19 protein-coding genes are annotated in these 18,513 nt (G+C 60.4%); 11 read left to right on the top strand and 8 right to left on the bottom strand.

Annotated features, from left to right (window positions below; translation table 11 throughout):
* Positions 1-14: 14 nt before the first annotated feature.
* Both DWZ52_RS00740 and DWZ52_RS00735 read right to left on the bottom strand, forming a co-directional pair.
* The gene (locus DWZ52_RS00740) at positions 15-707 is read right to left on the bottom strand and encodes a DUF1788 domain-containing protein (protein ID WP_117639689.1); all 693 of its coding nucleotides are present in this window, start codon (positions 705-707) and stop codon (positions 15-17) included.
* A 1-nt stretch (position 708) separates the two neighbouring features.
* Positions 709-1,359, bottom strand: coding sequence for a BrxA family protein (locus tag DWZ52_RS00735; RefSeq protein WP_117639691.1), 651 nt, complete (start codon positions 1,357-1,359; stop codon positions 709-711).
* Positions 1,360-2,002: 643 nt separating this feature from the next.
* On the opposite strand from DWZ52_RS00735, the gene serC reads away from it, so the two are divergent.
* The 4 genes from serC (at position 2,003) to DWZ52_RS00715 (ending at position 6,482) form a co-directional block, all read left to right on the top strand.
* On the top strand, positions 2,003-3,127 hold the full coding sequence (gene serC / locus DWZ52_RS00730; protein WP_117639693.1) for a 3-phosphoserine/phosphohydroxythreonine transaminase: 1,125 nt from the start codon (positions 2,003-2,005) through the stop codon (positions 3,125-3,127).
* A 70-nt stretch (positions 3,128-3,197) separates the two neighbouring features.
* On the top strand, positions 3,198-4,361 hold the full coding sequence (locus DWZ52_RS00725; protein WP_117639695.1) for a phosphoglycerate dehydrogenase: 1,164 nt from the start codon (positions 3,198-3,200) through the stop codon (positions 4,359-4,361).
* Positions 4,362-4,538: 177 nt separating this feature from the next.
* Positions 4,539-5,759 (top strand): M20 family metallopeptidase, encoded by a 1,221-nt coding sequence (locus DWZ52_RS00720; RefSeq protein WP_118384651.1) that lies wholly within the window; start codon positions 4,539-4,541, stop codon positions 5,757-5,759.
* A gap of 39 nt (positions 5,760-5,798) precedes the next feature.
* The gene (locus tag DWZ52_RS00715; protein WP_089572066.1) at positions 5,799-6,482 is read left to right on the top strand and encodes a DUF1015 family protein; all 684 of its coding nucleotides are present in this window, start codon (positions 5,799-5,801) and stop codon (positions 6,480-6,482) included.
* Between the two features lie 128 nt (positions 6,483-6,610).
* Here the strand turns inward: DWZ52_RS00715 and DWZ52_RS00710 are convergent, their stop codons facing one another.
* The 3 genes from DWZ52_RS00710 to DWZ52_RS00700 all read right to left on the bottom strand — a co-directional run bounded on the left by DWZ52_RS00710 (position 6,611) and on the right by DWZ52_RS00700 (position 8,561).
* The gene (locus DWZ52_RS00710) at positions 6,611-7,246 is read right to left on the bottom strand and encodes a histidine phosphatase family protein (RefSeq protein WP_118384650.1); all 636 of its coding nucleotides are present in this window, start codon (positions 7,244-7,246) and stop codon (positions 6,611-6,613) included.
* A 17-nt stretch (positions 7,247-7,263) separates the two neighbouring features.
* Entirely contained in the window at positions 7,264-7,806 is a 543-nt protein-coding gene (locus DWZ52_RS00705; RefSeq protein ID WP_118384649.1) for a histidine phosphatase family protein, read from the bottom strand.
* Positions 7,807-7,889: 83 nt separating this feature from the next.
* On the bottom strand, positions 7,890-8,561 hold the full coding sequence (locus DWZ52_RS00700; protein WP_158572383.1) for a nitroreductase family protein: 672 nt from the start codon (positions 8,559-8,561) through the stop codon (positions 7,890-7,892).
* 235 nt (positions 8,562-8,796) lie between these two features.
* Here DWZ52_RS00700 and DWZ52_RS00695 point away from each other — a divergent pair, with 235 nt between their 5' ends.
* Together DWZ52_RS00695 and DWZ52_RS00690 are read left to right on the top strand one after the other, a co-directional pair.
* Positions 8,797-9,399 (top strand): HdeD family acid-resistance protein, encoded by a 603-nt coding sequence (locus DWZ52_RS00695; RefSeq protein WP_118384647.1) that lies wholly within the window; start codon positions 8,797-8,799, stop codon positions 9,397-9,399.
* Positions 9,400-9,882, top strand: a complete 483-nt coding sequence (locus DWZ52_RS00690) for a DUF188 domain-containing protein (protein WP_117563982.1) — start codon at positions 9,400-9,402, stop codon at positions 9,880-9,882.
* Positions 9,883-10,046: 164 nt separating this feature from the next.
* Here the strand turns inward: DWZ52_RS00690 and DWZ52_RS00685 are convergent, their stop codons facing one another.
* A complete protein-coding gene (locus tag DWZ52_RS00685; protein WP_118377125.1) occupies positions 10,047-11,135 on the bottom strand; it encodes a putative manganese transporter in 1,089 nt (362 codons plus the stop codon).
* Between the two features lie 171 nt (positions 11,136-11,306).
* On the opposite strand from DWZ52_RS00685, the gene DWZ52_RS00680 reads away from it, so the two are divergent.
* The 5 genes from DWZ52_RS00680 to DWZ52_RS00660 all read left to right on the top strand — a co-directional run bounded on the left by DWZ52_RS00680 (position 11,307) and on the right by DWZ52_RS00660 (position 16,934).
* Positions 11,307-12,275 (top strand): 3'-5' exonuclease, encoded by a 969-nt coding sequence (locus DWZ52_RS00680; protein ID WP_118384646.1) that lies wholly within the window; start codon positions 11,307-11,309, stop codon positions 12,273-12,275.
* Positions 12,276-12,624: 349 nt separating this feature from the next.
* A complete protein-coding gene (locus tag DWZ52_RS00675; protein ID WP_147352129.1) occupies positions 12,625-13,815 on the top strand; it encodes a hypothetical protein in 1,191 nt (396 codons plus the stop codon).
* Between the two features lie 419 nt (positions 13,816-14,234).
* Complete coding sequence (locus tag DWZ52_RS00670; RefSeq protein ID WP_118384644.1) at positions 14,235-14,600, top strand: helix-turn-helix transcriptional regulator; 366 nt, start codon at positions 14,235-14,237, stop codon at positions 14,598-14,600.
* A gap of 63 nt (positions 14,601-14,663) precedes the next feature.
* Positions 14,664-14,882: a cation transporter gene (locus DWZ52_RS00665; protein ID WP_089572082.1), complete on the top strand. Its 219-nt coding sequence runs from the start codon at positions 14,664-14,666 to the stop codon at positions 14,880-14,882.
* A gap of 99 nt (positions 14,883-14,981) precedes the next feature.
* On the top strand, positions 14,982-16,934 hold the full coding sequence (locus DWZ52_RS00660) for a heavy metal translocating P-type ATPase (protein ID WP_199579040.1): 1,953 nt from the start codon (positions 14,982-14,984) through the stop codon (positions 16,932-16,934).
* Between the two features lie 313 nt (positions 16,935-17,247).
* On the opposite strand, the gene DWZ52_RS00655 is transcribed toward DWZ52_RS00660, so the two are convergent.
* A complete protein-coding gene (locus DWZ52_RS00655; RefSeq protein WP_233547224.1) occupies positions 17,248-17,535 on the bottom strand; it encodes a metal-dependent transcriptional regulator in 288 nt (95 codons plus the stop codon).
* 207 nt (positions 17,536-17,742) lie between these two features.
* Positions 17,743-18,513 carry a Cof-type HAD-IIB family hydrolase gene (locus DWZ52_RS00650; protein ID WP_118384643.1) on the bottom strand — a complete coding sequence of 257 codons (771 nt, stop codon included), beginning with the start codon at positions 18,511-18,513 and terminating at the stop codon, positions 17,743-17,745.

Genomic DNA, 18,513 nt, shown 5'->3' with positions numbered 1-18,513 from the left:
GCGGGGAGCCGTGCTTACGAGATATCGATGGCGCGGTAGTAGTTGTCGGCCGGCAGACGGTTAAAGAGCTGGAAAGAAGAGCCGTTGAAACTGCCCGGATAGGCGGCGACCACAGGCACCTCATCAAAATCCGCAAGCATGCAATGGAGAAGCGTGTGCATGCGAAAGAATGGGAAGACCTCGCCCGCGCCGGTGAGGAGAACGACGTCTCCAGGCGCGTACGGCTTGGTCTGCTCAAGGATGTACGCGGCGACTTTCTCGGGCGAGGCGAACTTGGCCACGTCCTCGAGCACGCGCTGGGTACCGCGGCGCTCCTCTTGGTGCGGGATAGCCTTGAGGACACGGCGCTTTTCGAGAATTGCCAGCACGGCGTCGTAGAGGTTCACGACCTTGAGCGTGCACGGAAGCTTGTCGGCCTCGGCATCGCGTGAAAGGGTGTCAAATAATGCACGCGCCTCAAACTCCAGCGCGGGGTCATAGCAAAAGGTGTGGAAGCCGATCTCATTGCCTATGCCCTTGTTAGCCAAAAAGTCCTCGCTGCACAGGCATTCGCGCAGAAGCTGCGCGCGGCGCTCAAATTCCTGACAGGCGTGCTGAGAGCGGACATGCGCCGCCACGACGCTCTTACGGGAATGGATGCCGATATTGGTGGTGAAATCGGTCGCCGGGGTGATAGCAGGTTCGGCGGCGCTGTTGACGGGAGCCACGCTACATCACCACCCTGCCGGTAAGGGCCGCGATAAGCGACTGCTCGCCCAGCAGAACCAAGGCTCGCTCGAAATCGGAATCGAGGAAGAGTGGTGACAGACGCTCGGACTCCGGGCCCTGGCCCTCGCCGATAAGGCCGGCATGGCGGAGCGTCTGGCGGAGCGAGCCCTTAATGCGCTTGACCGTGGCCTCAGTCCAGCGGGCCGCGTCCGGATACTCCGTGGTAAAGCGTGTCATAAAGGCATTGAGGTCAACCGCCGTAAAGGCATAATCGAAGTTTTGTAGGCGCTCCCCTACCTCGACGAGCACGAGCTCGCGCACGATATCGTAGCGGCAGATCATGCTGTAGAAGATGGCCTGGTCCGCCTGCGTGGGAGTGCCGGATGCCATGAGCCTGGTTAGGGATGACACAGCCTCGACGGCGATATTGGAGTCGATGCCACGCACGGCGCATGCGGCGTCCGTGGGCACCATGGCGTCGAGGCGTCGAAGGCACACGGTTGCGCGGTTGGCGACCATGCGCTCCGTGGGATATTGAAAGAGGTTCTCGCTCTTTACGCGTACAATGACCTGCTCGTCGCTTGCGCCCTGCATACGAAGGGCAGCGACGATGCGCATCTCATGCGGGAGGAATTGCTCGCGGGTGAGCACCCCCCCGAACGCTTTTTGTGGTTATATCCACAGTACACGCTCCAAGGGTGTCAAAGGCTGTCACAAGTGCGCCGCAACCCGGCAGGCAGGTGCGGCGCACATGACAATAATCATACCTGTTGGTAAAAAAGTTACCACGCCCAGAGTGTCAAATGTTGAGCAACAAAATTAAATCCGGTTAACGGTCATTTTCGCAGCTCAGAAGCTTTGACGAGGTCGCCCCAAATCACACTTGCCAGACAACCGCGCTTACGAATGCAGGCACGCACACGCCCAACGCCATCCTCCGCTATATTCAACATAGAGTTATACACATGCTTCTATGTAAGGAGCTTCATATGTCTGTCGTAAAGTCTATTTCTGATCAGACGCGCGCACTAACTACCATTCAGGAACGCGAAGATCACATTCAACGTGCCATCGCTCGTGGCTACGACGACCTCACCAACGGTCGCGTACGCCCCTGGAAACAAGCAAAGGCCGAGGCGGATCGGATACGAGCCTCGAGATAATCCCTCCCCCATGTAACCATCCTGTAAATCATAGCGGCGCAGTCGAGTTTTACCGAGATGCGGTCGCGCCTGGCGCTCCACTGTGCTAAAGTATCCCGAACGTTCAAACGACTATGAGGGGGACCTAGAAGATGGCACGTGTGCACAACTTCTCAGCTGGCCCGGCCGCGCTGCCTACAAGCGTGCTCGCCGAGATCGCCGACGAGATGATGGACTACCGCGGTTGTGGCATGTCCGTGCTCGAGATGAGCCATCGATCCAGCATGTACCAGCAGATTATCGACGACGCCGAGGCAACCCTGCGCCGCCTGCTGAGCATCCCCGACAATTACCGTGTCCTGTTTTTGCAGGGCGGCGCCACGCTGCAGTTTGCAGGCATCCCGATGAACCTCATGCGCCGTGGCCGCGCCGGCTACGTCGTGACCGGCAACTTTGCCAACAAGGCGCACCAAGAGGCCACCAAGTATGGTGAGGCCGTGCTGCTCGCGAGCTCCGAGGACACCAACTTCGACCGCATTCCCAACATGGCCGACATCAACGCGCGCATTGCCGCCGAGGCCGCGGGCGACGGGCTCGACTACGTCTACATCTGCCAGAACAACACCATCTTTGGCACCATGTTCCACGAGCTGCCCGATTGCGGCGATGTGCCGCTGGTCGCCGATGTCTCGAGCTGCTTTCTGTCGCAGCCGCTCGACGTCGAGCGCTACGGGCTCATCTACGCCGGTGCGCAGAAAAACGCCGGTGCCGCAGGCGTGACCGTGGTCATCGTGCGCGACGACCTCATCGCCGAAGGCCCCGCCTTTGCGCAGACGCCGCAGTACCTGGACCTTAAGACCCAGGCCGCCAAGGGCTCCATGCTCAACACGCCCAACACCTTTGGCATCTACGTATGCGGCAAGGTGTTCCGTTGGGTGGAGCAAACCGGCGGACTTGCCGCCATGGCCGAGCGCAACTGGGGCAAGGCCAACCTGCTCTATGGCCTGCTCGAGCACAGCGAGCTGTTCCATGGCACCGCGCAGGCCGACAGCCGCTCCATCGCCAACGTCACCTTCCGCACCGGCGACGCCGACCTCGACGCCGCCTTTGTCGCAGGCGCGGCCGAGCACCAGATTCAAAACGTCAAGGGCCATCGCCTGGTGGGCGGAATGCGTGCCAGCGTGTACAACGCCGTCACCATGGAGGACGTGCAGGCGCTGGCCACGTACATGAAGGACTTCGAAGCGCAGCATAGTTTGAGTCCGCGATCTAACTAGCCCGCAACGCGCGGGCCGACCAGCCACTTCAAACCACCTGTTTAAACCAAACCTGCTAAGGAGTTTTTACATGCGTAAGATTAAGACCATCGACGACATCACCAAGGACGGCAAAGTCGAGTTTGGCGAGGGCTACGAGTTTGTGAGCACCGCCGAGGAGGCCGACGCCATCCTGATGCGCTCGACCGACCTGCACGGCTACGAGCTGCCCGAGGGCATCCGCGCCATCGCCCGCTGCGGCGCCGGCGTCAACAACATCCCCGTCGAGGAGTACGCCAAGAAGGGCGTCGTCGTCTTTAACTCCCCCGGCGCCAACAGCAACGCCGTCAAGGAGCTCGTCCTGGGTATGCTGGTGCTTTCGAGCCGCGGCGTGGTGCAGTCGATGAACTGGGTGCGCGACAACGCCGACGACCCCGAGATTCAGGTCGATGCCGAGAAGGCCAAGAAGGCCTTTGTGGGCCGCGAGCTCAAAGGCAAGCGCATCGGCGTCATCGGCCTGGGCAACGTGGGCTCCAAGGTCGCCAACGCCTGCGTCGACCTGGGCATGGACGTCTACGGCTACGATCCGTTCATTTCCGTCGAGCATGCGTGGGTGCTGAGCCGCGAGGTGCAGCGCGTGGGCACGCTCGAAGATCTCTGCCGCGGCTGCGACTACCTCACCGTGCACGTGCCCAGCAAGGCCGACACCATCGGCATGATCAGCACCGAGCAGATCAACCTGCTGGCACCCGACGCCGTGCTCATCAACTACGCACGCGAAACCATCATTGACGAGGACGCCGTCGACGCCGCCCTGCGCGAGGGCAAGCTGAGCTGGTTTAGCTGCGACTTTGCCACGCCCAAGACCGTCAAGATGCCCAACACGTTTATCACCACGCACTCGGGCGCCGGCACTGGCGAGGCCGAGGCCAACTGCGCCGATATGGCCATTAGCGAGCTCAAGGATTACCTGGAGAACGGCAACATCGCGCACAGCGTCAACTACCCCGCCTGCAGCATGGGCAAGGCGCGCGCCGCAAGCCGCATCGCCTGCCTGCACGCCAACGTGCCCAACATGATTGGCCAGATCACGGCAATCCTTGCTAAGGACAACGCCAACGTGCAGCGTATGACCAACGAATCCGCCGGCGAGAACGCCTACACCATGTTCGACACCGACGAGCACCTGAACAGCAGCACGATTGAGGCGCTTAAGCAGATTCCGTCGATGTATCGCGTGCGCGTAATCAAATAGCACCGGCTGATCTGACGGGCAGTTCCCCATGTGGCCTGCCCGTCACTGACATTGGATGCCCGCGGGGGCGCCTTTCGCACGAGAGGCGCCCCCGTTTTTGTGAGCACTCCATTAAATGCACCGAGCCGCTTCTTGGCATACAATCTGTATGTTGACCTAACTATCTGTGAGGTGCCTATGGTTGATACAGATTTTGCTTGGCGGCTTACGCAAGGACTCGTGCGGATCGACAGTTCCGACCCAGGTGCGTATGAGGGCGAGATTGAACGCTATATCAAAGCGTTGGTTGAGGAACGGTTGGCGCAGCTGAGCCATCCGGTGCTCCATGCCGTGCAGGTTGAGGAACTCGAGGTGCTGCCCGGACGCCGTAACCTTATGTTCACCGTACCCGGTTTGAGCGACGAGCCGCGGCTGGTCTATATCTGCCATATGGATACCGTTACGCTGGGCGATGGCTGGGACGCGGACATTCCGCCGCTCGGAGCGATCGTGCGGGACGATAAGCTCTATGGCCGCGGTGCCTGCGATATGAAGGGTGGCCTGGCCTGCGCCATTGCCGCACTGGTCCATACGCTCGAGCGCGTGGCGGCGGATGGCGCGCTGCCACGCCGCGGCTTTTCGCTCATCTGCTCGGTCGACGAGGAAGACTTCATGCGAGGCTCAGAGGCCGCGATCGATGCTGGCTGGGTCGGCTCGCGCGAATGGGTGCTGGACACCGAGCCCACCGACGGGCAGATCCAGGTGGCGCACAAGGGTCGCACGTGGTTCGAGATCGAGATGGCCGGCGTCACGGCTCATGCAAGCCAGCCTTGGAAGGGCGCCGACGCCGTCGCCGCCATAGCCGAGGTCGTGTGCTCGCTTCGTCGCACGTTTGCGACGCTGCCTTTACATGAGGAGCTGGGGCCATCGACCATCACGTTTGGACAGATCGAGGGTGGCTACCGTCCCTATGTCGTGCCCGACCACGCTAAGGTCTGGGTCGATATGCGCCTGACCCCGCCGACCGATACGGCCGCCGCGACGCGCATGGTAGAGCAGGCCATTGTCGCCGCCGAAGCCGCGGTCCCAGGCTGCCATGGAAGCTATACCGTGACAGGCGACCGCCCCGCCATCGAGCGCGATCCGGCCTCTCCCCTTCTAGCTGCGCTCAAGTGCACAGCAGACGATGTGACGGGCACGGACACGACCGTCGGCTTCTTTACCGGCTACACCGACACTGCCGTCATTGCCGGCAAGACGGGAAACCGCAACTGCATGAGCTATGGCCCCGGGTCGCTCGCGCTCGCGCACAAGCCCAACGAATATGTGCCCCACGCCGACATCGTTCGCTGCCAACAGGTGCTGATCGCGCTCGCCGACAATACACTCTGGGGCGCGGATAGCCAAGTTGGGGCATAATAAGCCGCGAACAAACCGACTCGTGCGTTAGGACCGCCCATGAAAGCACTTCCGTTTCCCTGCATCCGCCCGGCTCAGGACCGCGTACTCGAGGCGCTGCCTGCAATGGGCAGCATCCTGAGCGGCAACGATGCTCTGCGCGGAGCCCTTGCCGATGGCCTGATGCTCAAGGACCCGGGTGCGGCGTATTACGTGTACGAATGCTCGGGCGAGCCGGGACGCGTGACGGGTGTCGTGGCGATCTGCCCGACGAGTGTACTTGCGGACGGCAAGGGCGATGCCAGCGCCGACGTGGCCGCCGCCGCGCGCGCGATCGCCGAGCTCAAGGTGCAGCCGCGCCCCGTGTCGCTCGCCTACGAGGCCTCGCCCGTCATGGATATCATCCTGGGCGCCGCCAAAGAGGGCGCGTCGCTCTACGCCGTCACCGACCCCGCGGGCATTACGCACCGCGCGTGGGAGGTCAAGCGCGAGGACGCCGTCGGGGCCATCCGCGCTATGCTCGACCAAGCACCGGAGCCGGCACTGACCGACGACCCCGCCTACGCCGCCGCTCTGACCGGGGCGTCGCAGCTGCTGGCCGATGAGGCCCGTGCCGCCGGAACGTACACCGGCAAGGAGCCGTTCAACTTTACCGTTGCCGTGCTCTTCCCCGCCGCGCAGGTCAGCGGCGCCGCGCCGCAAGTTCCGACAGGTCTGCTCACGCACCAGGTCGCGCGGTTCTAGCAAGACCAGACCGCCCAGCACAAAAATCGGCAGCTCAACAAACAGGGGGCGGAGATGCAGCAGGTACATGCATCTCCGCCCCTTTTGCGTCGAGAAGTAAGTCGGCGACCCGCACCGCCACGCCCAAACTACCCGCGCTGCGGACCCGCGGCAGCCACGAGCGGCTCAAGCCCCAGCTCGCGCGCGTAGTCTTCCTGCGTAAAGATCTCAACCAGTTCAAACGTATCGGTCGTATCGTCAAACACGAAATGCAGCACCGAGCAGTTGCCCGGCACGCGCTCGCGCTCGTCGGCCTCCGTGCCCTTCACGTGATCCAAAAACTCCTTGATGGCCGACCCGTGGCTCACCGCGAGCACGCACGAATGGTCCGGGCGTCGCATAAGATCGGTCAGCGTCGTCACCATGCGCTCGCGCACCTGCATCTGGCCCTCACCGCCAAACTGGCGATAGAAATCGCGCCACGGGCGCTCGGGCATAAGCATCACGCGCTCGGCCTCAAAGTCGCCAAAGAACCACTCGCGCAGACCGTCCAGGCGCTCGTACGTCATGCCCGACCACAGGTTGGCGATGGTCTGTTCGGTGCGGTGCAGCGTAGAGGTGTAGGCGTGGTCGGGCTCAATGCCGCGCGCACGCAAGAACATGCCGGCACGCGCCGCCTGATCGCAGCCCAGCTGTGTGAGCGGCGAGTCACTCCACCCCTGAATGATACGCTTAAGGTTGAATATCGTCTGTCCATGACGGACCATATACAGATCTTTATTCATAGGGGTCCTTTCGTTCGTTACCAACCCAAGAGCGAAAACGCCCCATCGCAATAGCCAAAATGAAGCACGGCACCGTTGTCGGGCAGCTCTCCCCCGCCAGTCACATACTCAAGAAACTCCTGGCAGGCTGAGCCGTGGGAAACCGCCAGCACGCAGTCGTGCTGCGGCCTGGCCATGATGCGGGACAGCGCCGCGACCATGCGCGACTGAAGCTGCACTTCCGACTCGCCGCCAAAGGCCACCGGATAATCGCCCCAGGGCTGCGGCGGCATCTCGCGATTTGATGTGCCCTCCAGCGAGCCAAAATGCCACTCACGCAGGTCATCGACCAGCTCAATGGAACGGCCCTCGCCAACGATAAGCTCGGCCGTATGCCGCGCCCGGCCCAACGGCGAGGAATACACACGATCAAAGGCCACGCCACGCGCCGCAAACGCCGTACGCGCCGTCAGCGCCTGCTCGCGCCCGCGCGCCGTAAGCGGCGAATCGTGCCAGCCCTGCAAAATGCTCTGCACATTGAGCTCAGTCTGCCCATGCCGCACCAAATACAGATCTGCCACACACCCTCCCCTCGTACCACCACAAAGGGGACAGGAGCCTTTGTGGTGATTTTGCCGCCGGATTGCACCGCAACGACGCACAACTACAGCAGCACGTCGGCAAGCGGACGCTTGGGTACGTGGTGCACCCGCGCTTCGTCGCGCCAATAATTGATGGAGCCGTCGGGGTTGGAATCGATCGCATCGATCACCTGTGTCTCGGCCGGAATGCCAAACGCCATGATCAGCTTGAGCTCATACTTGTCGTTATTGAGCCCCGTGGCATCGATCGCGTGGGGCGTAAAGGCCTTGAACATGCAGGCTGCCACCTCGGGCGTGGCGCTGCGGGCGGCGAGCATCATCGTCTGCGCGGTAATGCCCGTGTCGACATCGGTAATGGGAGCGGCGGGCTTGCCCGGAACGGCGCGCTCAGCAAGAATCGCGATGTAGCCGGTCGGGCGCTCGCCCTCATCGGGACCCGGCCAATCCTTGAGCGCACCGGCCCATGCAAGCTCGTCAAATACACGCGCGCAGTCCTCTGCACCGCTCACCACGTGAAAGCGCAGACGCTGAGCATTGGCGCCGCAGGGAGCCAGGTGCGCCAGTTCCGCCAGCTCGAGCAAAAACTCGCGCGGCACGCGCATAGACTCGTCAAAGCGACGGCACGTACGGGCACGACGGACCAGCGCATCAAACGCTTCCAGACCGAGCTTTTCGCAACCTTGCTTTGCCATCGATTCGACACTCGACGGTGCCTCGGGAACTGCTTCGTTCATAGGGACCCCCAATACAAGCCAATTGTCCTTAGGAAAATCTAACCTAAAACGTAGGCAATAACGAACAGGGCTGCAATGTTCTACACCTGTTGAATAGAAAACCGCGACGTGGGGAACAACGGAAACAATTCGGGACCTTGGGGTTACGTTTCGCCCTCCCCGACCCATACGCCAGCGCCTTTAAGCGATACTGGTTGTAACGATCAAGGCTTACGCCGCACGGAAAGGAGACGTTATGGGTATCTTTAGGAACGATGACCAAAAATCGAGCCAGTTTGGATTTGACGAGAAAAGTATGGCGGGCAAAGCCGTCAAGGCCGTGCGCTGGATCTACGCCATCACGGGCGTCGTGGCGCTCATTGCTGGCATCGCGCTGCTTTTTGCACCCGCCAAGTCCCTCGTCTTTTTGACGACCGTCCTGGGTTTTTACTTTGTAATCACCGCTGCCATCAGGCTGTTCACTGCCATTTTTGAGCCGCTGCTGCCCACCGGCTGGCGCGTCACGAGCATCATCTCCAACCTACTCATTATCCTGGGCGGCGTCATAATCCTGCGCAACCAGGCCTTCTCGACCGCGACGCTCACCACGATGGTGGTTATCGTGGCCGGCTTTGGCTGGATTGTCGAAGGTGTCATGTCCATTCTGGAGTCCGAGCTTTCGTCCAACCGCGCCCTCGCTATCCTGAGCGGCGCACTTTCCATCATCGCCGGCATGTTCGTGTTTATCTATCCGCTGTGGTCGGCCAAGATGCTCGTCATCTTTAGCGGCGCCGCGCTGCTGGTGTTTGGCGTAACGCTGATTGTTCGCGCTATTCAATTTGGCAAACTGGTGCGCTAGATGCCAAAGACGCTTTTTATTGATGCCGATGCCTGCCCGGTCACACGCGAGTCGATTGACTGCGCGCGGCGGGCGGGCGTCGCCGTTGTTATCGCCGGCAACAGCACGCAAAACCTGGAACGGCACATTCGCCGCGACGACCCGCGCGATGCCGAGCACGCGCGTCGCGGCTTTTGGGTCACGACGCTCGACGTGAGCGTGGGCGCCGACAGCGCCGACTTTGCCATTGTCGAACGCCTGCAGGCGGGCGACGTGGTCGTGACGCAGGACATTGGCTTGGCGAGCATGGTGCTCGGGCGCGATGCCGCCGCCATCGGTGTGCGCGGGCGCGTGTACGACAAGGCGACTATCGATATGCAGCTGTTTATTCGCCACGAGGAAAAGAAGGTACGCCGCGCCGGCGGACGCACTCGCGGTCCGGCAGCATTTACCAGCGAAGACCGCGCCCGCTTTAAACGCAACCTCACCGAGTTGCTGCACTAACCAAGGTAGATTTTTGAGACATGCCTAAAATCTACCTTTTTGTTTTGAGCGGTGTGAGCGCTCGGAATTCATGGCTCAACAAAAAACGGGCTTCAAAATGCCATGCGTCGCCGCATTGCGCAGGCGCTGAGCATGGCTATTTGAAGCCCATTTTTTAGGCCTACTTAGAGGCCAACGGCGGAGAGGATGAGGCCCCAGCCAGCGCCGATGACGTACATCATGATCAGGAACACGGCATTTTCGCGGGCGCTGCGGTTGGTGCGGAACAGCACCAGATAACCCACGCCGGCGGAAATGAGCGTGCCGGCGAGCATCGGCGCCAGTTGCAGCGCGCCTTCCAGATACAGCTGTGTAATGACCACGCTCGCCGAGCAATTGGGAATCAGCCCGACAAGCGCCGAACCCAGGACAGCGAGTGTCTCGTTGCCGCGCAGGAACTGCTCGATCGCGGACTCGCCGAACGTCTCGAGCACGGCGACCAGAATCAGCGTCACCAGAAAAATGAATACCGAGACCTGCACGGTGTGCGAGATCGCACTGCGGATGATCGACAGGACAGGCGTCCCTTCGTGGGAGTGAGAGTGACCGTGACCATCATGGTGTTCATGTTCGCCCTCATGACCGTGATCGTGGCCATGTCCGTGTTCGTGCTCGTCCTCGTCTTCATCACAACCGCAATGGTCGCGCTCGCACAGCTCGTGGATGTGGTCGGCGCTCACGCCTGCCTCGGCCACCTCGTCGATGATGTCACCGCCGCTGTGGTCGTCGTGCGCGCAGTTCACGTGGGCCGGGTTGGCCGCGGTTCCCAGCACGGTACGGCGAATCGCCGCGTGCGCGCGGGCGTTACGGCGCAGGCCGCGAATGGCAGCGTCCACGATAAAACCCGTGACCAGTGCGATCAGCGCTTTCGAAGCCAAAAGCATCGCCATAGTCTGCACGGGAACCTGCTCGGCAAGCAACAGCGGCAGCATCTCATCGGAGGTCGAAAGGAACACCGCCACCAACGTGCCCAAGGTCACGACACGGCCGGCGTACAGCGTTGCTGCCATGGCCGAAAATCCGCACTGCGGCACCATGCCCAGCAGCGAGCCAACCACGGGACCCGCAGCGCCGGCGCGCTTGATAGCGCCGTTGACGCGGTCGCCCGCAACGTGCTCAAGTGTCTCGAGAGCAAGATACGTCACCAACAAAAACGGCAGCAGTGACAGCGTGTCCTTGCCGGCGTCGAGCAGAATATCAATCAGTAAATCCATGACGGATGGAACCTTTCGTGTCTTTCGGCAGCATTGTAAAAGTCCTAGCGGTCAACTAGGGTATTGTAGTTGTCCCGGGCGCGGTGCCAATAGTTGCCTATGGTAAACTATCATCTCGCCATAACTCAGTAACCTCGAGCCGCACAACGCGGCCCGTCCAAGGAGTAGCATATGAACGTATCGCAAGCACTCGAATACGAGCGCCAGCCGTTTATCCCCATGTTTATCTACGGCGACCACGGCGCCATGGAGTCCGAGCGCCAGAAGGGCGAGGAGGCCCTCAAGGTGCTCGAGACCGAGTACTTTACCGCCGAGGGCGACCCCGGCTTCGACTTTGTCACCGTGCGCGACCTGGCCGACCGCAACCGCGACCTGTGCGACCAGATTGGCGAGGCGCGTCTGCGCAACGTGACGCCCGCGACGCTCTCGCGCGGCCTGTCCGATGCCGACACCTGCGCCGCCATCGGCAAGATGCAAAAGCGCACCGCCGCGTCCGTTATGCGCGAAATCCGCGGCGACCGCGACGCGCTCGGCGTGGCCTACGCCCGCAAGCCCATCCAGGGCACCGTGCTCGGTATCGACATCGAGACCACCGGCCGTGCACCCGAGCGCGGCTATATCATCAACGTGGGCTGGGAGATCATGGAGCTCACCAGCGACGCCGTCCCGCATGACGCCGAGGCACACTACTGCGGCCTGCCCGACATCTACCGCGGCGAGGATGTGCCGTTGTCGAATATCCACCACATCACCTGGGACGACATCGACGGCAAAAAGCCGTTCCGCGAGAACAAAGAGCTGCAAAAGCAGCTGCTCAAGCTTATGAAGAAGTACCCGTACATGGCACACAACGCCGCCTTTGAGGACAGCTGGTTCAAGATCCACCTGGACGGCTACGCCGAGGCACGCCGCGCCGGCAAGATCATCGTCATCGACTCGCGCCAGATCTGCCGCAGCCTGGACGCCGACGTGCGCTCGCTCCCCCGCGAGTCCGCCCCCGCCGCGCTCGAGAACTGGGCACGCCGTCGCGGCACCCTCGCGCCCGACGCCAACGAGCAGCATCTGGGTCTGGACGACACCGACCTCATGCTCCGCACGGTACAGGCCGAGTTCAACCTCAAGAACCTATTCGCGAAATAGCAACGCCTGCGACAAACACTGCTTGCTCACGAGCGGCCTCGCAGCGGGAAACACCGCAGCGGGGCCGCCCTACGTTCCACAGATAGATCTGCCATCACAAATTCTGAACCCTCATTTTGAACGATTTCGGCCAATTCCCGACACGTAATTCGTTGTCGGATGGTGATGCATCGATATCAAATGTGCAGCAATTGAGTTTTTATATGCTATAGCTAAGCTGCGATAACATTGATTTTAGGCATGCCAACCCATAATTGCGTCAAGCTTTTGGACAGCATTTGGTTAGGCCCCTAAAACGACTTTCCCACTCAGCGCCATCAACACGGCATTAGCTGACACGATATATACCATGAGTATCGTATTGTCACATACCACTGCAAAAGCGGTCTACCAGGCCGCGCATTCGGCGTCTGCGAAAGACACCGAGCCCTGTAACCCTGCCGCGATTTACGGATCATGTCCCACCGGAACGCTCCTTGACGCAGCCGCAGAATGGCTCACCAAACACGATGTTTCCCTCGACGCAAATGATTGCCTCGAGGTAATGGTGTTTGATCGCAGGAATGCGCGCTATGCAATGAACTGTCAATGCCACGTTTCGTCAAAACGATTCTCGAACTCACGCTTTATAGAGCTCAAAGATGGCATCTTCATTGTTGGCGTTGAGCTTTGCGCACTTCAGGCCGCCACCTATCTCCCTTTTCGCGAACTGGTGGAGTACTACTTTGAATTGTGCGGCGCTTACTCCCTTGGAACCGGCTCTTCCACCTCGTATAACGAGCGTTTCGCGCTCACCTCGACCGAAAGGTTAAAACAGTTCTTTAATTCCATTACCAGATGCGACGGTCTGGCCCTTGCCCGAAAGGCAATCCAATGTGTGCGCGACGGATGCCGGTCTCCTATGGAAACGGCCTTTGTCATGATGCTAACGCTGCCTAAAAGCGAAGGAGGGCTTGGTATTAAGGGAATTGAGACCGATTACGAGGTGCAGGTCACCGCTGCCGCAAAGAATCTCACGAGACGCAAAAAGTTCTTTATGGATGCGTATCTAAAGAAATCTCGCACAGACATTGAATACAACGGGTTTTATCATGACGCGGAAGAAGACCGCGCCATCGATGAGGAGCGCAAGAATGCGCTTGCGTCCATGGGATACGGAATCATCACCGTCAGTCGTTATTCCTTTATGCATGCCAGCGCTTTCGTTAGGGTCATGGAGGCGATCCAACGGAAAGAGGGCATACGCCCCTCGCGTCTGCCAAAAGACTTTCAAATCATGCAAGAGGACCTGAGACAGTTTGTGCTCAGAAGGTTTATAGAAGAGAAAAAGCGAATTCAGAAGCAGCTTCGCCAGGATTCCGAAGATCGTCAACGAATCGACCTCGAAAAAGCAACACTCGAAGGTATCACGCTGGATGACCCGACAATAAATGAAGTTCCGGCAATCGATGACATGCAGACTGTCGAATCCGACAGCCCATCATTTGCCCAAATAAGCAGCCTTGCGCCCGAGGGCAGAATCTTCGGGGCCGGAAGCTAGACCGGCTAACAAGGTGGGTACCCTAGCGATGTGCAAAATTGCGAGTATTCAGCAGGGTCGGCCCTCCAGCACCCACAAGTTAATCCAAATGAGAAACAAAAACGCTATCGAACGGGAACGTTAGGCAACATTTGAGGAAGACCTTGTCTGTTGACCGCCCTTGGATAACTCTTGAGCGGCTTTATTTGGCCTAGAATAGATTAACGGACCCCCTATAGTTGCAGAATACTCCAATTTTTGCACGGCGCGGGGGCACCCACCCCGGCATCGGCTATCAAAACAGCTCAGTCCGGAATCTCGTCCACTATTCCCCATCATTTTGTGCGACGAATTACCTGAACGTCATTGACATATGAACATGCGCTCATATAATTGGAAATAAGTTATATGAGCGCATGTTCATATGAAAGGATATTGCAATGAGTATCCGCGGCGACGAAACGAAACCCGACATCGAGGCCACCGAGCCCGTGATCCCCACCACCTGCTCGCCCGAGGACCTTCCCGACGAGGAGCTTCTCTACGACCTTGCCGACCTGTTCAAGGTCTTCAGCGACACCACACGCATCAAGATCCTCTATGCCCTCATGGGCCGCGAGCTCTGCGTGGCTGACATCGCCGAAGCGACCGCAACCTCGCAGTCGGCAGTATCGCACCAGCTGCGCACGCTTAAGCAGTCGCACCTGGTCAAGTTCCGCCGCGACGGCCGCAACATTCTCTACTCGCTCGCCGACGATCACGTCTACACCATGCTTAACCAGGGCATGAGCCATATCTGCGAATAGCAATCACCCACGGTATCAGCGCGGCCGGCACCCAGACCGCTAACACAGGGAAAGGAACCCACCATGAAAAAGCAGTTCAAGCTCGACGAGATCGATTGCGCCAACTGCGCGCGCGAGCTTCAGGACGAACTTGCCAAGCTCGAGGGCGTCAAGTCCGTTTCGGTCAACTTTATGACCCAGAAGCTGACGCTCGAGGCCGACGACGCCAAGTTCGACGAGGTCCTGGACCGCGTCGTTGAGTTCACCGCCGACGCCGAGCCGGACTGCGAGATCATTCTCTAACCCGCGCATACGTTGACCTGCGAGGCCGCGCTTGCCGCGGCCTTTGCTCGCGAAATTATATGAGCGAGTGTTCATAAACTCAAATGAGAGGTTTGAATCATGACAGCCGCCGATCCCAAAAAGAAAAAGAAGAAGCGCAAGAAGAAAGAGTCCCTTGAGCATAAGCGCAACCGCATCCTGGTAGCACTGGGCATTTTTGCCGTTGTTTATGCCCTCGACGAGCTCGGCGCCCTCGCTATCGCATTTGGGGAGCCCGGCAACATCTACGCCAGCTTTGTGCTGTTCCTCGTGCCGTTTTTGATTGCTGGCTACGACGTACTGCAAAAGGCATTCAATAACATTCGCCGCGGCAAGGCCTTCGACGAGAGTTTCCTTATGGCAGTCGCGACCATCGGCGCATTTGCCATGGTGCTTTTCCCCGACACCGACCCGCACATGGCCGAAGGCGCCGCCGTCATGCTGTTCTACCAGGTCGGCGAGCTGTTCCAGGCATACGCCGTGGGCAAGAGCCGCAAGTCGATCAGTGCCATGATGGACATCGCGCCCGACTACGCTAACGTCGAGCAGACCGACGGCACGCTCGAGCAGGTCTTTCCCGATGACATCGCCGTCGGCACCGTGATCGTCGTCAAGCCCGGCGAGCGCGTGCCTATCGACGGCATCATCGTCGAGGGCGAAACCCAGCTCGACACCGCCGCGCTCACGGGCGAGTCGGTCCCCCGCCCCGCCAAGTCCGGCGACGATATCATCAGCGGCTGCATCAACATGACGGGCCTCATCCGCGTGCGTACCACCAAGCCGTTTGGCGAGTCCACCGTCGCGCGCGTCCTGGAGCTCGTAGAGAATGCCAGCGAAAAGAAGGCGCGCACCGAAAACTTCATCACGCGCTTTGCCCGCGTCTACACCCCCGCCGTCACCGGCGCTGCCGCGGTGCTCGCGCTTGGCGGCGGCCTGGTGACTGGCGCTTGGTCCGATTGGATCCTGCGCGGCCTGACCTTCCTGGTCGTCAGTTGCCCGTGCGCGCTCGTGATCAGCGTGCCGCTGAGCTTCTTTGGCGGCATTGGCGGCGCGTCCAAGCTGGGCGTTCTCATCAAGGGTTCTAACTACCTCGAGGCGCTCGCCGACGTGGACACCGTCGTCTTCGACAAAACCGGCACGCTCACCAATGGCACATTCTCGGTGGTCGTGGTGCACCCCGAGGCTGGCTATACCGAGCAATCGTTGCTTGAAGTCGCAGCCCTCGCCGAGTCATTCTCCGACCACCCCATCGCGCAGTCGGTACGCGCCGCCTACCTGGGCGAGGTCGACCCCAAGCGCGTGAGCGACTCCGCCAACGACGCGGGCCATGGCGTGACAGCGACCATCGATGGCAAGCACGTCGTTGTCGGCAACGCCAAGATGCTCGCCGCAGCCGGCGTTGAAGCGCCGGACTGTGAGGTCGTCGGTACCATCCTCCACGTGCTCGCGGACGGTGCGTATGCCGGCCACATCGTGATTGCAGACACCGTCAAGGCCGATGCCGAGCAGACGATCCGCGACCTGCACGCCGCCGGCGTCAAGCGCACCGTTATGCTCACGGGCGACCGCGAGGAAGTAGCTACGTCCGTTGCCGAACAGTTGGGGCTCGACGAGTTCCACGCGCAGCTGCTGCCGGGCGACAAGGTCGAGCGTGTTGAAGCGCTGCTCGCGGCCGAAAGCGGCAAGGGCAAGCTCGCTTTTGTGGGCGACGGCATCAATGATGCGCCCGTGCTCACCCGTGCCGATGTGGGCATTGCCATGGGCGCCATGGGATCCGACGCTGCGATTGAGGCCGCCGACGTGGTGCTCATGGATGACAAGCCGTCCAACATTTCCCGCGCGATCCGCGTGGCGCGCAAGACCATGTCGATTGTTTGGCAGAACATAATCTTTGCGCTGGGCATTAAGCTGCTGATCCTTGTGCTGGCAGCGCTGGGTATCGCCAATATGTGGCTTGCCGTCTTTGGCGACGTAGGCGTGGCGATCATCGCCATCCTGAACGCCATGCGCGCGATGGGTGTCAAGAACCTGTAGCGCCTGTGGTCCCTCCGGCCGGGACCGGGCTTGGTTTTGAAAACGTCCTCGACCAATGAAGCGCCTCCGTTCTGCTCCTTCGGAGCTACGAACGGGGGCGCTTCTGGTCTGCGGAATGTTTTCAAAACCAAGCCCGGTCCCGGCCTGCGGTGACGTTGCTGGTGGTTCTTGGGCATCGCTTGTTGGCGGGGTTCCTTGTCTGAGTTGGACTTGGTTGGCGGGTCTACTGGTCCCGGTCGCTGTCCCGTCTCAGCATCGATCTTAGCTTCTCGAAGCTCTCCTCGCTCAGGCAGTGCTCCATGTGGCAGCCCTCTTACGACGCGACCTCGGGCGTTACGCCTGCGTCCTCTAGCAGACCTACAAAAAAGCAGTGGCGCTCCCACATTTGACGGGCAACCTCAAGACCGCGTTCCGTCAGATGCACGTCGCGTTTGCCCATCTCCACGTAGCCGGTGCTCTCCAAGGCCGCCATGGCTTTAGAGACGCTTGCTTTGGTTACGCCCAAGTATTCGGCAACGTCGATCGAGCGCACGATGCCCTGACGTTCCGATAGAACGTAGATCGATTCGAGATAGTCTTCTCCGGATTCACGCAGGGCCATGGGCCGCCTTTCGCGATGGCTTCTAGTTAGCCTTTGGATACTTTTGCTTGATTTACTTTACCGCAAAAGTTGCCCATGTCTTACTACTTTGCCTAAAAGTTAGCCGTGTTTCACAAAACATGCGGGACGAAAACAAAATGGGGACGCCCCGCAAGGAGTGTCCCCAGCTGCCGGCAGAAAAAGAACGTCCCTAAGTGCCGGCCGCAGCTACAGTAGCCCAAAGTGCTTGGCGGCGCTGTAAATGCCGTCGTCGTCCACGGCGGTCGTCACGTAGGTCGCTGCGGCCTTCACGGTATCCTGCGCGTTGCCCATGGCCACACTTGTGCCCACGGCCGAGAACATCGACAGGTCGTTCTCGCCGTCGCCAAAGGCGATCGCCTCGCTCGCGTCGACACCCAGGCGCTCCAGCGTCGCTGCCACACCCAGGTCCTTGCCGCCGTTAGCGGGAATAATGTCGCAGAACAGGTCGCACCAGCGCGTGGTGAGCGAATGCGACACGGCGTCGGTCACGATATGCTCGTCGGCCGGATCCACAAAGGCGCAAAACTGGTAGACCGGCGCGTCAAAGGCGTGCTCAAACGGCTCCTCGTGGTAGACAATTCCCGCGTTGCTGCCGGCCGTCACCACGCGCTCGGACAGGCGGTTCACAAACGAGTTCTCGCCCTGCATGCACAGCGAGTCGTAGCGCCCCTCGGCCACCTGGTCCACAATCACCGCAACGTCGTCCGGATCGATCGGGCAGCTACGGTAAACGCCCTCGGCATCAAAACAGTGCTGGCCCGAAAGCGTAATGTACGCATCCCAACCAAGATCGAACAGCCAATCGGGCATCTGGTAGGTCGGGCGACCCGTGGCAATGACGCACGCAATCCCCTGCTCGTGAAAGCTGTCGAGCACCTGCTGCGCCGACGCCGGAATCCGGTGCGTCTCAGAGCTCAGCAGCGTGCCGTCGATATCAAAAAACGCGGCCTTGATCAT

The organism is Collinsella sp. AF33-16 (genome assembly GCF_003475325.1).
Taxonomy (GTDB): Bacteria; Actinomycetota; Coriobacteriia; order Coriobacteriales; family Coriobacteriaceae; genus Collinsella.
Note: the sequence above shows the minus strand (reverse complement) of the source record. Positions and strands in the feature narration are given on the sequence as shown.

Coding starts and splice junctions, on each gene's coding strand:
- DWZ52_RS00715 (WP_089572066.1), top strand. CDS start 5,799: ATGAAAGCACTTCCGTTTCCCTGCATCCGCCCGGCTCAGGACCGCGTA.
- DWZ52_RS00670 (WP_118384644.1), top strand. CDS start 14,235: ATGAGTATCCGCGGCGACGAAACGAAACCCGACATCGAGGCCACCGAG.
- DWZ52_RS00685 (WP_118377125.1), bottom strand. CDS start 11,135: ATGGATTTACTGATTGATATTCTGCTCGACGCCGGCAAGGACACGCTG.
- serC (WP_117639693.1), top strand. CDS start 2,003: ATGGCACGTGTGCACAACTTCTCAGCTGGCCCGGCCGCGCTGCCTACA.
- DWZ52_RS00680 (WP_118384646.1), top strand. CDS start 11,307: ATGAACGTATCGCAAGCACTCGAATACGAGCGCCAGCCGTTTATCCCC.
- DWZ52_RS00700 (WP_158572383.1), bottom strand. CDS start 8,561: ATGAACGAAGCAGTTCCCGAGGCACCGTCGAGTGTCGAATCGATGGCA.
- DWZ52_RS00675 (WP_147352129.1), top strand. CDS start 12,625: ATGAGTATCGTATTGTCACATACCACTGCAAAAGCGGTCTACCAGGCC.
- DWZ52_RS00660 (WP_199579040.1), top strand. CDS start 14,982: ATGACAGCCGCCGATCCCAAAAAGAAAAAGAAGAAGCGCAAGAAGAAA.
- DWZ52_RS00650 (WP_118384643.1), bottom strand. CDS start 18,513: ATGATCAAGGCCGCGTTTTTTGATATCGACGGCACGCTGCTGAGCTCT.
- DWZ52_RS00665 (WP_089572082.1), top strand. CDS start 14,664: ATGAAAAAGCAGTTCAAGCTCGACGAGATCGATTGCGCCAACTGCGCG.
- DWZ52_RS00695 (WP_118384647.1), top strand. CDS start 8,797: ATGGGTATCTTTAGGAACGATGACCAAAAATCGAGCCAGTTTGGATTT.
- DWZ52_RS00725 (WP_117639695.1), top strand. CDS start 3,198: ATGCGTAAGATTAAGACCATCGACGACATCACCAAGGACGGCAAAGTC.
- DWZ52_RS00690 (WP_117563982.1), top strand. CDS start 9,400: ATGCCAAAGACGCTTTTTATTGATGCCGATGCCTGCCCGGTCACACGC.
- DWZ52_RS00655 (WP_233547224.1), bottom strand. CDS start 17,535: ATGGCCCTGCGTGAATCCGGAGAAGACTATCTCGAATCGATCTACGTT.
- DWZ52_RS00720 (WP_118384651.1), top strand. CDS start 4,539: ATGGTTGATACAGATTTTGCTTGGCGGCTTACGCAAGGACTCGTGCGG.
- DWZ52_RS00710 (WP_118384650.1), bottom strand. CDS start 7,246: ATGAATAAAGATCTGTATATGGTCCGTCATGGACAGACGATATTCAAC.